A 13,368-nucleotide genomic window follows, 5' to 3' on the forward strand; every position below is an offset into this window, starting at 1 on the left:
ATCCACGCAATTGCGTGGATTCTATAGGATTTTGCCGTTGTTATGAGATTCAGTGAAACCTCATGAGACAGCAGATTTTATTTAGACGTTGAACAAGAAATTCATCACGTCGCCGTCTTTCACAACGTAGTCTTTACCTTCGGCGCGCATTTTGCCGGCTTCTTTCGCGCCTTGCTCGCCTTTGTAGGTAATGAAGTCTTCATAGGCGATGGTCTGCGCGCGGATGAAGCCTTTTTCGAAGTCGGTGTGGATTTTACCCGCGGCCTGTGGGGCGGTAGCACCGACAGGGATGGTCCACGCACGCACTTCTTTCACGCCAGCGGTGAAGTAAGTTTGCAGGTTCAGCAGCTCGTAGCCTGCGCGGATCACGCGGTTCAGGCCAGGCTCTTCCAGACCCAGCTCGGCCATGAACTCGTCACGGTCAGCGTCGTCCAGCTCGGCGATGTCGGATTCTACCGCAGCACACACGGCAACCACGACGGAACCTTCGCCTGCAGCAATTTCGCGAACTTTATCGAGGTACGGGTTATTTTCAAAACCGTCTTCGTTAACGTTGGCGATGTACATGGTTGGCTTCAGGGTCAGGAAGCTCAGGTATTTGATGGCGGCTTTATCTTCTTCGGTCAGGTTCAGCGCGCGCAGCATACCGGCGTTTTCCAGCTGTGGCAGGCATTTTTCCAGCGCGGCCAGCTCGGCTTTAGCGTCTTTGTCGCCGCCTTTGGCCTTCTTCTGCACGCGGTGAATAGCGCGTTCACAGGTATCCAGGTCAGACAGTGCCAGCTCGGTGTTAATAACTTCAATATCGTCAGCCGGATCCACTTTATTATTTACGTGGATGATGTTGTCGTTTTCAAAGCAGCGCACCACATGACCGATAGCTTCGGTTTCACGGATGTTGGTCAGGAACTGGTTGCCCAGGCCTTCACCTTTAGACGCGCCTTTTACCAGGCCAGCGATGTCCACGAACTCCATGGTGGTCGGCAGAATACGCTGCGGTTTAACGATTTCGGCCAGCTTGTCCAGACGCGGGTCCGGCATAGGTACAACGCCCGTGTTCGGCTCGATGGTACAGAACGGGAAGTTAGCCGCTTCAATACCCGCTTTGGTCAGCGCGTTGAACAGAGTGGATTTACCAACGTTCGGCAAGCCGACGATACCGCATTTGAATCCCATGGTTTAAATCACCTTAATTGCTTGATAATCAATGAATTTTAACGTTTTCATTGAAAAAATGTAGATAACTTTGCGCATTATACACTTAAACCGCCGTCAGCGGGCGCGGAAATCCTTTCCGGCAGGGCGGAAGAACGGATTATTGTGCTTTAAAGGCGTGCAGACGATTGGTCGCTTTTGTCAGACCTTCTTTCAGCCAGACCTCGGTGCAGCGCGCCGCTTCGTCCACGGCATCGTCAATCAGCTTCTGTTCGCTGACCGGCGGTTTTCCGAGCACGAAGCCGACAACTTTGTTTTTATCGCCCGGATGACCGATCCCAACGCGTAACCGATGAAAGTTCGGGTTATTGCCCAGTTTGCTGATGATATCTTTCAGGCCGTTATGCCCGCCGTGGCCGCCGCCAAGCTTGAATTTCGCGACGCCCGGAGGCAAATCCAGCTCGTCGTGCGCTACCAGAATTTCATCCGGCGCGATGCGGAAGAAGGTGGCCATGGCCGCGACAGCTTTCCCACTGAGGTTCATAAACGTGGTCGGAACCAGCAGCCGGACGTCTTCACCGCCGAGGTTAATCCGGGCGGTATAGCCAAAAAACTTCGCTTCTTCTTTCAGCGACTGGTTATGGCGCTCGGCCAGTAAATCCACATACCAGGCCCCGGCGTTATGGCGGGTCGCGGCGTATTCAGCGCCTGGGTTAGCCAGGCCGACAATTAATTTGATGCTCACGTTTAAATTCCTGAAAACCGTTCACAGCGGCGTAGTTTACTGCGCGACGGCGGCGTTGACAAAGCGCAATCCCCGCGCCGACACATTCTTGAATAGTTGACGATCTGAACCATTAGAATTTCAAGTAACTCAGGCGCTTATTTGTAAACTTTTGTAGAGCTTTCGTTCGTAATTGTGATCGCCCACGCACATGCTCTTTAGGGGCATTGTCTATACTTTAGTCACAAGGAAAGGGGATGTTCCCCACCGACCCGTATACTTGCGGAGGTGACATATGAAACGCAGAAACGCTTCGTTACTCGGTAATGTCCTCATGGGATTGGGACTGGTTGTGATGGTGGTCGGCGTGGGCTATTCGGTTCTGAACCAGCTCCCGCAGCTAAATTTGCCTCAATTTTTCGCCCACGGTGCCGTGATGAGCATTTTCGTCGGGGCCGTACTTTGGCTTGCCGGGGCACGTATCGGCGGGCGCGAGCAGGTTTGTGACCGTTACTGGTGGGTTCGCCACTACGACAAACGCTGCCGCCGGGATGAGCATCATCGCCACAGCTAATATTTAGCAGATTCGAAGAAACGGCTCCTTTTCAGGGGCCGTTTTTTTTATGCTTACGGGGTTGACCCTCACGTAACGTGAGGCTGCAAACTCCCCCGCAGCAGAAGCCAAAAGGAGCAGGACATGTTGTTTAAAGTAGGCGAACTGGCAAAGCGCGCCGGTATCACGGTACGCACGCTACACCATTACGAAGCGATGGGCCTGCTGCTTCCTTCTGCCCGCACCGCCGCCGGTTACCGTTTGTATAACCGGCAGGATATCACCAGGCTGCACCATATTCAGGCGCTAAGCCGAATGGGGATGAGCCTGAACGAGGTGCGCGACTGTCTTGAGCGTCAGGCGCTGTCGCTCCAGGAGATCCTGGATTCGCAGATCTCAATGCTGGACGGCCAGCTGGCGGAAATTGCCGTGCTGCGCCAGCGCCTGGTTACGCTGCGGGAAACCCTTCGCAGCGGCGCAGAACCTGACCTCGAGGAATGGCTTACTACGCTGGAGTTAATGACGATGTACGATCGCTATTTTTCAAAAGAAGAGTTACAGCGCCTGCCTTTTGCGCAGGCTGACAGCCACCGTGACGATGAATGGAAGCAGCTTGTGGGGCAAGTTGCCGCGCTTCGCCAGCAGGGCATATCGCCTGCCGACGTGCGGGCACAGCGGTTAGCAACGCAGTGGATGGAAATGCTGGAGCGCGACACGGCGGGTGAACCTGACTTTTTGGTTCGCCTGAACAAAATGCATCAGGCCGAGCCTGACATGGCCCGGCAGACGGGGATCTCAGCGGAGATGACCGACTACGTGACCCGCGCATTTGGCCACGGCAAGCTGGATATTTACCGGCGTTACCTCAACGAGGAAGAGTTTGCTTTCACCAGCAGCCACTATTTCGACCGCATGCAGGAGTGGCCGCCGCTGGTGGCGGAGGTGCGAAAGGCCAATGCACAGGGCGTGAAAGCTGACTCAGAGCAGGCGCAGCAGCTTGCTCGCCGCTGGCTGGAGCTGTTTCAGTCGTTTGCCGGGACTTCACCGCTGACACAGCAAAAATTCCGTGCCGCAATGGCTCAGGAGCCCGAACTGGCCAAAGGAACCTGGATGACGCCGGAGGTGCTGGCCTGGCTGCAGCAGGCGATTGGCGCTATGTTCCAAGCCGCTGGACTAAGAAATCAACCAGGCTCCTGACCCGCAAAGAGAGATGACGGGCATGAGGATAGAGTAAAATAAACGGTCGTGAGGTGCCGCCGTGCTCCGGCAGCACCTCAATCAGTGAACCGTCGGCCAGGTCCTGTTCCACGTTGAACCTGTAGGTCTGAATCAGGCCCGCGCCGCTTCTGGCAAGCGTCACGCTGCCCAGTACATCTTCTGCGCAGGTGAAGCTGCCGTGGGTGAAAATGTCGGTATTTTTACCGTCGAGGCTGAATGTCCAGGGTACTTTGCGCCCGGTGCTGGGCAATTCAAACTGAATGCACTCGTGCAGCGCCAATTCGTCGAGCGTTTTAGGTATGCCAGTCCGAGCCAGATAGGCCGGTGAAGCAACCGTGATCAGTTCCGCGTCTTCGAGCTTACGGGCAATTAGCGAGGAATCCGCGGGCGAACGTCCGCGAATGGCAATGTCGTAACTTTCGTCGGCAAAATCGATATTACGGTTGCTGATGTGAACCTGAACGGACACGCGCGGGTGGATCTGTCTGAATTCAGGCAGCAGCGGCAGCACGCGATGGTGGGCGTAGGGAGTGGGCAGGCTTATGCGCAGTACGCCCGCAGGTTCACTCTGCGCGCCCGTCACTTCTCGCTCGGCTTCTCTGAGCTGCTGCAGCGCCTGCTGGCACTGGCGAAAGTAACGTTCCCCGCTTTCGGTTAATCTTATCTGCCGGGTGGTGCGCACGAACAGGCGTACGCCTAATCGCTCTTCAAGCCGCGCAATAGAGCGGCTGACCGCCGCGGGCGTGATGCCCATAACATTGGCAGCTGCGCTGAAGCTCAGCTGCTCTGCGGCCTGGCAAAACAGCTCCAGCGTGCCTATCTGCATCTCTTCGAACTGGCGTTTCATGGCGAGGTTTCCCGTTTATCTATTACATGAGGTATCTTGTCATGTTACGGATGGCTAATTTATTGGTCATTATGTCATAAGTATAGTGGGCTCCACACACACTCACACACTGGAGCACATCATGAACTCAACCCCAACCGTTATTGTTACCGGCGCCTCAAGCGGTATTGGCCTGGCTATTGCGCAGGCTTACCTGGCGCGAGGCTACAATGTTGTCGGCAATGGCCGCACCCTGAAGCGCTTAGAGACGGCGGCGGCAAGCCTGGGTAATCCGCAGAATTTTCTGCCGGTGGCCGGGGACATTGCGCTGAAGGCAACCGCAGAAACGCTGTTTAAGCAGGCTATCGCCGCTTTTGGACGTGTCGATATCCTGATTAATAACGCCGGGATCTTTATCCCGAAACCGGCGAGTGAGTACAGCGAGCAGGATATTGACGCGATGATTAACACCAACCTGAAAGGGTTCCTGTTTCCGTCCCAGCTCGCCGCCAGCCATATGAGCAAAAACAAAGCGGGGCATATCGTAAACATTACGGCAAGCGTGGCGATGCAGCCCAACGTCAAGGTGCCTGCTTTATTACCGGTGATGGTGAAGGGGGGGTTAAACCAGGCAACCCGGGCGCTGGCTTTAGAGCTGGCGGCGGATAATGTGCGGGTTAACGCCGTTGCGCCGGGGATTATCGAGACGCCGCTGCATAGCGATTACTCGGGTACGGCAGGTTTTCTCAGCACGCTGTCACCGAGCGGGAAAACCGGCAGCGTGCAGGATGTGGTGAACGCCGTGCTGTATCTGACGGATTCTGAATTTGTCAGCGGGACCGTCATGGCCGTCGACGGCGGCAGCACCGCTGGCGTGTGGTAACAGGAGAACCGCCATGCCTTACGTTAATATTCGCGTTACCCGGGAAGGCGTCAGCGCAGAGCAGAAGCTTGCGCTGATTGAGGGCGTGACCGATCTGCTGGAGCATGTGCTGAATAAAAAGCCTGCCGATACGTTTGTGGTTATCGACGAGGTCGACACCGACAACTGGGGCGTGAACCGTGAAAGCGTGACCAGCAGGCGGCGACGTGAGGCCGCTCAGTAGGCGTGAAACTGGCCGCTAGTCGGCGGCCAGTGCGGCCTGAACGTCAGGGAAGAAGGCCAGGCGGCCAGGTATCGGCCGTACGCCAGCCCGTGCGAGGGTGCGCAGCGGCTGGAATTCAAGGTTCGTCACCCGCAGCTCACAGCCTTCCGGCATTTTCTCTACAAACCGCTGGAAGGCATCCAGACCGCCCGCGTCGAGTACCGGCACCGCAGCCCACTGCAAAATAACCACGCGATGGCCCGGCACCTGCTGGCCTAGCTGAGTGAATAATCCTTCGGCAGCGGCAAAGAACAGCGGCCCGGTTACGCGCAGGGCAAGAACATCTTCAGGCGTATTCACGTTATTGAGCGGTGCGAGGCGGGTCATTCGGGCAATGCGGCGCATAAACAGCAGTGATGCCAGCACAATACCCACGCTGATGGCGATTACCATGTCAAACAGCACGGTCAGCGACATACAAATCAGCATCACGATGATGTCGTCTTTCGGCGCGCGGCGCAGCAGGTTCACGACTTTGTGCGCTTCGCTCATGTTCCACGCCACCATCAACAGTAGGGCGGCCATCGCCGAGAGCGGGAGCCAGGAAAGCAGAGGGGCAAGTGCCAGCAGCGCCAGGATAACCAGCAACGAGTGAATAATGGCGGCCACCGGCGAGGTAGCCCCGGCACGCACGTTAGCGGCAGAGCGGGCAATCGCGGCGGTGGCGGTAATACCGCCGAAGAACGGAGCAATAATATTCCCCAGCCCCTGGCCAACCAGTTCGCTGTTAGCGTTATGTTTTGTGCCGGTCATGCCGTCCAGCACCACCGCGCAGAGCAACGATTCGATTGCGCCCAGCATTGCCATAGAGAATGCCGCAGGGAGCAGGGCGCTCAGCGAGTCCCAGCTCAGCGTAAAGTCCGAATTTGGCATGTTCCACGGCAGCATTAACTGAGGCAACAGCTGGGGGATGCCGTTCCCCTGGCTTCCGTCGGCAAGAACATAATGGAAGCGTGAACCAATGGTCGCCACGTCCCCGCCCAGAGAAGTCACGATAGCCATCACGGCACAGCCCGCCAGCAGCGCAGGCAGATGCCCCGGCAGGCGAATCCCCAGGCGAGGCCAGAAAATCAGCACCGCCAGGGTGACAATGCCAATGGCGGCATCCCCCATATTAACGGTGGGCATCGCCATCGCCAGCGCGGCGACTTTATTCAGGTAGTGCTCCGGCACGTGCTCCAGCGTCAGGCCGAAGAAGTCCTTCACCTGCATGGTGGCGATGGTAATGCCTATCCCGGAGGTAAAGCCCAGCGTTACCGACAGCGGGATGTACTCGATAAGTCGGCCAAAGCGCGCCAGCCCAAACAGGATCAGGAATATGCCGGACATCAGCGTGGCGACCAGCAGCCCCGCCAGCCCAAACTGCTGTGCGACCGGGTAGAGAATCACCACGAAGGCAGCGGTCGGGCCGGAGACGCTGAAGCGCGAACCGCCGCTGAGGGCAATGACAATCCCGGCGACGGCGGCCGTATACAGGCCATATTGCGGCGCGACGCCGCTGCCGATGGCCAGCGCCATTGCCAGAGGGATAGCAATTATCCCCACGGTCACGCCGGCGATAGCATCGCGGCTAAATCGGGACAGGGTGTACTTTTCGCGCCAGCAGGCGTCAATCAGGGCGCGGAAAGGCATTACGTGAGAAGAAGATACGGTTTTCACTTGTGATTCCATCCGTGAGCGCATCATCTGTCGTTCAGGCAGGTGAAGGAGGCATTGAAAAAGAGTAGTACAAAAACGAAAAAACCCGCCGCAGCGGGTTTTAAAAGCAACGTCGATCAGTGCTCGAACATTGCAGAGATAGATTCTTCGTTGCTGATACGACGAATAGCTTCCGCCAGCATCCCGGACAGGGTCAGGGTACGGACGTTTGGCAGGGCTTTGATTTCGTCAGACAGCGGGATGGTATCGCACACAATCACTTCGTCGATCACCGAGTTGCGCAGGTTGTGAACCGCGTTACCGGAGAAGATTGGGTGAGTAGCGTAGGCGAATACGCGTTTCGCGCCGCGTTCTTTCAGCGCTTCTGCTGCTTTACACAGGGTGCCGCCGGTATCGATCATGTCGTCAACCAGGACGCAGTCACGGCCGGACACGTCACCGATGATGTGCATAACCTGGGAAACGTTAGCGCGTGGGCGACGCTTGTCGATGATAGCCATATCGGTGTCGTTCAGCAGCTTGGCGATAGCACGGGCACGTACCACGCCGCCGATGTCCGGGGAAACCACGATTGGGTTTTCCAGGCCGATTTGCAGCATATCTTCCAGCAGAATTGGACTACCGAAGACGTTATCTACCGGGACGTCAAAGAAGCCCTGGATTTGTTCAGCGTGCAGGTCCACGGTGAGAACACGGTCAACCCCTACGCTTGAGAGGAAGTCAGCGACGACTTTCGCAGTGATTGGCACACGAGCGGAGCGCACGCGGCGGTCCTGACGAGCATAGCCAAAGTAAGGGATAACAGCGGTGATACGACCTGCAGAAGCGCGGCGCAGGGCATCAACCATAACAACCAGTTCCATCAGGTTGTCGTTCGTTGGGGCACAGGTGGACTGGATGATGAAAATATCACCACCGCGTACATTTTCGTTGATTTGTACGCTTACTTCACCGTCGCTAAAGCGACCGACGGCGGCGTCACCAAGGGAGGTGTACAGGCGGTTGGCAATACGTTGTGCTAGTTCCGGGGTGGCGTTACCAGCAAAAAGCTTCATATCAGGCACGAGAAGAACCTCAGGCATGCGTCCAGTGGCGGATGGTTGCTACCGCATCATGTGCGGGCGGGGTAGCCCCCATCCAGGCGGTGTATTAAAGAGCACGATGCAACGTCTGAAACGAGGTGACGTTGTCACCAATGCCCAGCTTGCCCGGATATGGCCTGATGCAGCGGAGATCTATTAACGCCTCGCGCAACAAACCCATGCAGCCATTCCGGGGCTTGCTCAAGCACCTGCCGGGCGGCCTGCTCGGTGTCAAATTCAGCAAACACACAAGCGCCGGTGCCGGTCAGGCGCGACGGCGCGTATTCTAACAGCCAGGAAAGCGCTGCATCAACCTCGCGAAAACGTTTTCTTGCGATAACCTCACAATCGTTGCCAAATTCACATTTTAGCAACGTCGTAATTGACCTTATCGGTGCTTCGCGCGGCAGCTCAGGATCGCCAAAAATAAGCGGCGTCGGAATGCTGACGCCGGGATGGGCCACCAGGTACCATTTTTCTTCGGGCTCAACCGGCGTGAGAATTTCGCCTACGCCTTCGGCAAAGGCCGCGTGGCCCCTGACAAACACCGGTACGTCGGCGCCAAGGCGAATGCCCAGCGCGGCCAGCTCGTCTTCGCTGCAGCCGGTTTTCCAGAGAGCGTTTAGCGCAACCAGCACCGTTGCAGCGTTGGAGGAACCGCCGCCGAGGCCTCCGCCCATCGGCAGCCGCTTCTCAACACCCAAATGCGCGCCAGCACCAGCGGGCAGCGTGCCTTTCGCCGCGGCGTGCTCAACCAGCAGGCGGGCAGCACGTACAATCAGGTTTTCTTCATCTGGAACGCCGTCAATCGGCGTCACCAGCCGGATCACGCCGTCTTCCCGAGGTTCTATCGTTATCGTGTCGCCGTAGTCGAGAAACTGAAACAGCGTCTGCAGGTTGTGATAGCCATCCGCGCGACGGCCGGTGATATAAAGAAAAAGATTCAGTTTTGCAGGAGAAGGCCAACGAGAGATCATTATTTCACCGCCCAGCTGTCCATTTTCAGCTTGATGCGCTGGTCGCCTTCGCGCAGTTCCATATTGGAAGGCAGAGAAGGCTGGGTTTTGCTGTCGTAGTCGCTGTACACCACTTTCCAGGTTTTGCCGTCCTGGGTGTAGTTCACTTCGCGCAGGCGATACTGGTCGTCCAGCTTATAGTCGGTGGAGTCGCCCGGCAGGCCGAGGATCCACTGGCGCAGGCTGTTAAGCGGAATCGGCATCCCGGTCAGCTTGCCAATCATCTCTTCCGCATCTTTCGCAATGTAGCGCTTGCCGTCGCGGTCGGTCAGTTGGACCTGGTCCGGCTGCGCGTTGAGCTCAAGCTCGGTGCTGCCGAGCGGGTTGGTCAACAGCAGGCGGTAGCGGTCTGGCGCAGTTTGCTGCCAGTTAAAGCGGGCATATACCTTTTGACTATCGGAGAGATAAGCAAAAGCACCGCGCGTTTGATACTGGGTGATTTTTTGCACCTGTTGCTGGTGTTCTAACCACTGCGGCGAGTCAGGGCTCTTGCCCGGGCCGCTCGGTTGGTGGACTGAACAGGCGGCCAGTACCAGGCTGGCAAGGGGCAGAAGGCGCATCAGACGGGCTTTAGGCATCAACATAGCGGCAGCAAATCCTTAAATTCATTTTTGTGGTCAACCGTTCATGCTAGCGGGCGGGCGGCAGGGCGTCTACGGTCAAGTTGTCTTAAATCATAAATCATCCACTTACTCCGCAAGGGTAAGCTCTCTTTTATTGATTCGGCTCATCCTGTATGATGCGACCAGAAATCCTTATCAACATCGGTATTACTCAGACCGCTCCATGACCCTGTTAGCGCTAGGAATTAACCACAAAACGGCTCCAGTATCGCTGCGAGAACGCGTCACGTTTTCGCCGGACACGCTCGACCAGGCGTTGGGCAGCTTGCTGGCACAGCCCATGGTCCAGGGCGGGGTCGTGCTGTCGACCTGCAACAGAACTGAGCTGTACCTGAGCGTTGAACAACAGGAAAACCTGCACGAGCGGCTGGTTCGCTGGCTGTGCGAGTACCACAACCTCAACGAAGAGGAAGTGCGTAAAAGCCTCTACTGGCACCACGACAACGACGCCGTTAGCCATCTGATGCGCGTCGCGAGCGGCCTGGATTCGCTGGTTCTCGGCGAGCCGCAAATTCTCGGCCAGGTGAAAAAAGCTTTTGCCGATTCACAAAAAGGCCATTCGCGCTCCAGCGAGCTGGAACGCATGTTCCAGAAGTCCTTCTCCGTTGCCAAGCGCGTGCGCACCGAAACCGACATCGGCGCCAGCGCCGTTTCCGTCGCGTTTGCCGCCTGTACGCTGGCGCGGCAAATCTTTGAATCTCTTTCCTCGGTTACCGTCCTGCTGGTCGGCGCCGGGGAGACTATCGAACTGGTTGCCCGCCATCTGCGCGAGCATAAAGTTGAGAAGATGATTATCGCCAACCGTACCCGAGAACGCGCCCAGGTGCTGGCCGATGAGGTCGGGGCCGAAGTTATCAGCCTGAGCGATATCGACGAGCGCCTGGCGGATGCCGATATCATCATTAGTTCGACCGCCAGCCCGCTGCCTATTATTGGCAAAGGGATGATGGAGCGAGCGCTTAAAGCGCGTCGTAATCAGCCTATGCTGCTGGTGGACATCGCCGTTCCGCGTGATGTCGAGCCGGAAGTGGGCAAACTTGCGAACGCCTATCTTTACAGCGTGGATGACCTGCAGGCCATTATTCAGAGCAACCTCGCGCAGCGTAAAGCGGCGGCGGTTGAGGCTGAAACCATCGTGGCTCAGGAATGCAGCGAGTTTATGGCCTGGCTGCGCGCGCAAAGCGCCTCCGAGACCATTCGCGAATACCGTAGCCAGGCAGAGCAGGTCAGAGACGACCTCGCTGCCAAAGCGCTGGCCGCCCTGCAGCAGGGTGGCGACGCGGAGTCCGTATTGCAGGATCTGGCCTGGAAACTGACCAATCGCCTGATCCATGCTCCAACCAAATCGCTCACGCAGGCCGCCCGTGACGGGGACGATGAACGCCTGCAAATCTTGCGTAACAGCCTCGGGCTGGATTAGCACACACAACTCTTATTACAAGGTGAACCACCGCCCATGAAGCCTTCTATTGTTGCCAAACTGGAAGCCTTGCAGGAGCGCCATGAAGAAGTTCAGGCCCTGCTTGGCGATGCATCGACCATTGCCGATCAGGACCGCTTTCGCGCTCTGTCTCGTGAATATGCCCAGTTAAGCGATGTATCGCGCTGTTTCCTGCAATGGCGCCAGGTACAGGAAGACATTGAAACCGCAGAAAGCATGCTTAGCGACCCGGAGATGCGCGAAATGGCGCAGGAAGAGCTGGCCGAAGCGAAAGCCAGCAGTGAAGAGCTGGAGCAGCAGCTTCAGGTGCTGCTGCTGCCAAAAGATCCCGATGATGAGCGCAATGCGTTTGTCGAAGTTCGTGCAGGCACAGGTGGGGACGAAGCCGCGCTGTTTGCCGGTGATTTGTTCCGTATGTACAGCCGTTATGCCGAGGCCCGCCGCTGGCGTGTCGAAATTATCAGCGCTAACGAAGGTGAACACGGCGGCTTTAAAGAGGTTATCGCTAAAATCAGCGGTGACGGCGTTTATGGTCGCCTGAAGTTTGAGTCCGGCGGCCATCGCGTGCAGCGCGTGCCGGCCACGGAATCCCAGGGGCGTATTCACACCTCCGCCTGTACCGTGGCGGTGATGCCTGAAATTCCTGAAGCGGAGCTGCCGGATATTAACCCGTCGGATCTGCGTATCGATACCTTCCGCTCCTCGGGCGCGGGCGGTCAGCACGTTAACACCACCGACTCTGCAATCCGTATTACCCACTTGCCTACCGGCATTGTGGTGGAGTGCCAGGACGAACGTTCCCAGCATAAAAACAAAGCGAAAGCGCTTTCTGTACTGGGCGCGCGTATTCGCGCTGCGGAAGTAGCAAAACGCCAGCTGGAAGAGGCGTCTACCCGTCGTAACCTGCTGGGCTCCGGCGACCGTTCTGACCGCAACCGTACCTACAACTTCCCGCAGGGCCGTGTGACCGACCACCGCATCAACCTGACGCTTTACCGTCTGGACGAAGTGATGGAAGGTAAAATCGATGCCCTGATCGAGCCGATTGTCCAGGAGTTCCAGGCCGATCAGCTCGCGGCGTTGTCCGAGCAGGATTAATGGAGTTTCAGCTATGGCTTCGCCAGGCCGTACAGCGCCTGGCGCAGAGCGAAAGCCCAAAGCGGGATGCGGAGATCCTGCTTGGGTTTGTCACCGGCAAAGCCCGCACGTTTATCCTCGCGTTTGGCGAAACAACGCTGACGCCCGTCCAGCAAAGCGAGCTTGAGGCTCTGCTGGTACGGCGCGAGCGCGGTGAACCGGTGGCACATCTTGTGGGCGAGCGCGAGTTCTGGTCGCTGCCGCTGCGCGTCTCCCCGGTTACGCTTATTCCTCGTCCCGATACCGAATGCCTGGTCGAACACGCGTTAACCAGGCTGCCGGATACGCCATGCGCAATATTGGATCTTGGCACCGGTACAGGGGCGATTGCCCTGGCGCTGGCAAGCGAGCGTCCGGACTGCGAGGTAACGGCGCTGGATGTCGTGCCGGAGGCCGTGGCGTTGGCGCAATGGAACGCTGAAAATCTTGGCATAGCCAACGTCAGGGTGCTGCAAAGTCACTGGTTTAACGCCCTCGATGCTCAGCGTTTTGCGCTGATTGTCAGCAATCCGCCGTACATCGACGAAGCCGACCCGCACCTCAGTGAAGGCGATGTTCGCTTCGAGCCGAAAAGCGCGCTGGTGGCAGGCAATCATGGCCTGGCTGATTTAGATACGCTGGTTAACGATTCGCGCCGCTTTCTCGAACCCGGCGGCTGGCTGGTGCTGGAACATGGCTGGAAGCAGGGTGAAAGCGTGCGGCTGCTGCTGCGGGACGCGGGTTTTACCGAGGTTGCAACCTACAAAGATTATGGCGACAACGATCGCCTGACGTCAGGACGCTATCTTTGAC

Annotated in this window: 14 protein-coding genes; 7 read left to right on the plus strand and 7 right to left on the minus strand. The window is 57.3% G+C overall.

The window, feature by feature from the left end; translation table 11 throughout:
- Nucleotides 1-81: 81 nt before the first annotated feature.
- Together ychF and pth are read right to left on the minus strand one after the other, a co-directional pair.
- Nucleotides 82-1,173 (minus strand): redox-regulated ATPase YchF, encoded by a 1,092-nt coding sequence (gene ychF / locus HX778_RS21665; RefSeq protein ID WP_038482359.1) that lies wholly within the window; start codon nt 1,171-1,173, stop codon nt 82-84.
- A gap of 139 nt (nt 1,174-1,312) precedes the next feature.
- Complete coding sequence (gene pth, locus HX778_RS21670) at nt 1,313-1,897, minus strand: aminoacyl-tRNA hydrolase (RefSeq protein ID WP_008454164.1); 585 nt, start codon at nt 1,895-1,897, stop codon at nt 1,313-1,315.
- Between the two features lie 274 nt (nt 1,898-2,171).
- Between pth and ychH the strand changes: the two genes are divergently transcribed.
- Together ychH and HX778_RS21680 are read left to right on the plus strand one after the other, a co-directional pair.
- Nucleotides 2,172-2,450 (plus strand): stress-induced protein YchH, encoded by a 279-nt coding sequence (gene ychH / locus HX778_RS21675; RefSeq protein WP_038482363.1) that lies wholly within the window; start codon nt 2,172-2,174, stop codon nt 2,448-2,450.
- A 123-nt stretch (nt 2,451-2,573) separates the two neighbouring features.
- A complete protein-coding gene (locus tag HX778_RS21680; protein WP_176983042.1) occupies nt 2,574-3,626 on the plus strand; it encodes a MerR family transcriptional regulator in 1,053 nt (350 codons plus the stop codon).
- Here HX778_RS21680 and HX778_RS21685 read toward each other — a convergent pair.
- Nucleotides 3,583-4,494, minus strand: a complete 912-nt coding sequence (locus HX778_RS21685; protein WP_038482369.1) for a LysR family transcriptional regulator — start codon at nt 4,492-4,494, stop codon at nt 3,583-3,585. The genes HX778_RS21680 and HX778_RS21685 overlap by 44 nt on opposite strands.
- Nucleotides 4,495-4,615: 121 nt before the next feature.
- On the opposite strand from HX778_RS21685, the gene HX778_RS21690 reads away from it, so the two are divergent.
- Nucleotides 4,616-5,356: an SDR family NAD(P)-dependent oxidoreductase gene (locus tag HX778_RS21690; RefSeq protein WP_176983043.1), complete on the plus strand. Its 741-nt coding sequence runs from the start codon at nt 4,616-4,618 to the stop codon at nt 5,354-5,356.
- Nucleotides 5,357-5,369: 13 nt separating this feature from the next.
- Nucleotides 5,370-5,579, plus strand: a complete 210-nt coding sequence (locus HX778_RS21695) for a 4-oxalocrotonate tautomerase family protein (protein ID WP_038482375.1) — start codon at nt 5,370-5,372, stop codon at nt 5,577-5,579.
- A 15-nt stretch (nt 5,580-5,594) separates the two neighbouring features.
- Here HX778_RS21695 and dauA read toward each other — a convergent pair whose 3' ends face one another.
- The 4 genes from dauA to lolB form a co-directional block, all read right to left on the minus strand.
- Nucleotides 5,595-7,277 (minus strand): C4-dicarboxylic acid transporter DauA, encoded by a 1,683-nt coding sequence (gene dauA, locus HX778_RS21700; RefSeq protein ID WP_144244080.1) that lies wholly within the window; start codon nt 7,275-7,277, stop codon nt 5,595-5,597.
- Between the two features lie 116 nt (nt 7,278-7,393).
- Nucleotides 7,394-8,341, minus strand: coding sequence for a ribose-phosphate diphosphokinase (gene prs, locus HX778_RS21705; RefSeq protein WP_008454180.1), 948 nt, complete (start codon nt 8,339-8,341; stop codon nt 7,394-7,396).
- A gap of 125 nt (nt 8,342-8,466) precedes the next feature.
- Nucleotides 8,467-9,336 carry a 4-(cytidine 5'-diphospho)-2-C-methyl-D-erythritol kinase gene (gene ispE, locus HX778_RS21710; RefSeq protein WP_176983044.1) on the minus strand — a complete coding sequence of 290 codons (870 nt, stop codon included), beginning with the start codon at nt 9,334-9,336 and terminating at the stop codon, nt 8,467-8,469.
- Nucleotides 9,336-9,959 carry a lipoprotein insertase outer membrane protein LolB gene (lolB, locus tag HX778_RS21715; protein WP_038482387.1) on the minus strand — a complete coding sequence of 208 codons (624 nt, stop codon included), beginning with the start codon at nt 9,957-9,959 and terminating at the stop codon, nt 9,336-9,338. Before lolB ends, ispE begins: the two co-directional genes overlap by 1 nt.
- Nucleotides 9,960-10,161: 202 nt before the next feature.
- On the opposite strand from lolB, the gene hemA reads away from it, so the two are divergent.
- Genes hemA through prmC form a run of 3 tightly spaced genes read left to right on the plus strand, consistent with a single transcriptional unit; the run spans nt 10,162 to nt 13,367 of the window.
- Nucleotides 10,162-11,418, plus strand: a complete 1,257-nt coding sequence (gene hemA, locus HX778_RS21720) for a glutamyl-tRNA reductase (RefSeq protein ID WP_038482389.1) — start codon at nt 10,162-10,164, stop codon at nt 11,416-11,418.
- Nucleotides 11,419-11,454: 36 nt separating this feature from the next.
- A complete protein-coding gene (prfA, locus tag HX778_RS21725) occupies nt 11,455-12,537 on the plus strand; it encodes a peptide chain release factor 1 (protein WP_038482392.1) in 1,083 nt (360 codons plus the stop codon).
- The gene (prmC, locus tag HX778_RS21730) at nt 12,537-13,367 is read left to right on the plus strand and encodes a peptide chain release factor N(5)-glutamine methyltransferase (protein ID WP_038482394.1); all 831 of its coding nucleotides are present in this window, start codon (nt 12,537-12,539) and stop codon (nt 13,365-13,367) included. Before prfA ends, prmC begins: the two co-directional genes overlap by 1 nt.
- Nucleotide 13,368 lies beyond the last annotated feature (1 nt).

This window comes from Cedecea sp. P7760 (assembly GCF_013386425.1).
Lineage (GTDB): Bacteria > Pseudomonadota > Gammaproteobacteria > Enterobacterales > Enterobacteriaceae > Cedecea > Cedecea selenatireducens.